Annotated in this window: 1 protein-coding gene; it reads left to right on the top strand. The window is 69.6% G+C overall.

The window, feature by feature from the left end; genetic code table 11:
* Positions 1 to 1,366, top strand: a 1,366-nt coding sequence (locus M4D77_RS23725) for a type IV secretory system conjugative DNA transfer family protein (RefSeq protein WP_259937723.1), incomplete at its 5' end; no start/stop codon positions are given.
* Between the last annotated feature and the right edge of the window lie 80 nt (positions 1,367 to 1,446).

Genomic DNA, 1,446 nt, shown 5'->3' with positions numbered 1-1,446 from the left:
GGGCTGGAAGCTGGACCCGACGGCGGCTGTGCCGCCGCTCCAGCGGCTCGCGATGAAGGCGAACGGACAGGACGAACAGCCGATGCCCATGGGGCCTCGGCCGTTCGGCGTTGCGGTGGATCTCTCTGAGACGCGGCCCTTCTGGCTGCGTCCGTCGCCGACACTGCTGTCGGGATCCCCGGAATGGCCCGCTGTGGGCCTGGTGAAGGCCGCGAAGCGATCCGGCAAGTGGCTGACGCCCGTTGCGGCCCGCCAGACCGTCTACGGCCGTTCTGGGCACGGAAAGAGCGTGCTGCTCAACGAGTACGTCGTGCAGCAGCTCCGTCTCGGTGCTCGGGTGCTGTTCGTCGACGGCAAGGGAGCGAACAAGGACGCGATCGAGCTGTTCGCGAAGGCCGAAAAGGCCGGCCTCGTCGGCGCCCACCAACAGCGTTGGTGGCGGACCGACGGCGGCGATGCGTTCAGTCTGCTGCGCGGCCTGGATGCCTTCCAGCAGCTCGACAGCCTGAAAACGATGCGCCAGGCCCAGGTCGGTGACGGGAAGGTCAACTCGCACTACGAGGACAACGCGGTCAAGGGCTGGGCGTTCGCGCTCCAGGCGCTCGCCGCTGAAAAGGCCGGCGAGGCTCCGAGCCTCGGCGAACTGCGGGAGCGGTTGATGGGCCTCGACCAGGAGCTGCAGGAGGTCATCGACAAGTCGGGCACGACGGTCGGCACCGTCGCCAGCGACACCCTCGACCACGTGACGCGGTCGATGCTCGGCAACTGGGAGGCGGAGTCCCCGGCTGGCTGGTCGCCGGTGCCGGGTACCGGCGTCGACGGCTGGCGGCTGGCGATCGTCTCGGCTCCCGCCGCGAGCGACGCGGGCCGCGCCGCGACCGCGGGCACCCTCTACCGCCTCGCGGTCGAGGCTGCTCGGGCCACCGACGCCGCGAAACAGCGTGAGCCACTGGTCATCGTGATCGATGAGGCGGCGTCGGTGTTCAAGTCGGCGCAGGCGCGCAGCGCCATCGAGACCCTGGTCGCCCAGGGTCGCTCGGCGGGGTACTCGATCACGCTGGCCTTCCAGGACCCCGGCCAGCTCGACGCCGAGACTGGCGGGGACCACTTCCGGCGCATGGTCGAGACCAACAGCGAGCTGGTGTGGCTCGGTCCGATCGCGGGCGCGGCCCGCGTCCTGGAGTTGGGCGGCAACAAGTTTGGCAACGAGGCGACGCGCCCCGGACTCGGGTCCGAGGGCAGCACGTCGGTGCGTGCGCAGTCGGGTTACGGAGTCAGCCCCACGGTGATCGAGCGGTTACCGCTCTGGTCGTGGGGCGTGTACTCGCGCGGCCGGTGGACCGGAGTGATGGTCCCGCCCTCCTGATTTCTATGGGTCGCCCTGCGGAAAATCCTCTGGTCATCACAACCACACCCCCAAGAGCGGTTTTCCCAGGTCGCACCCCC

The organism is Gordonia sp. p3-SID1431 (assembly GCF_025143765.1).
GTDB lineage: Bacteria > Actinomycetota > Actinomycetes > Mycobacteriales > Mycobacteriaceae > Gordonia > Gordonia hongkongensis.
The sequence above is the reverse complement of the archived record's forward strand: the minus strand, read 5'-3'. Positions and strand labels throughout refer to the sequence as shown.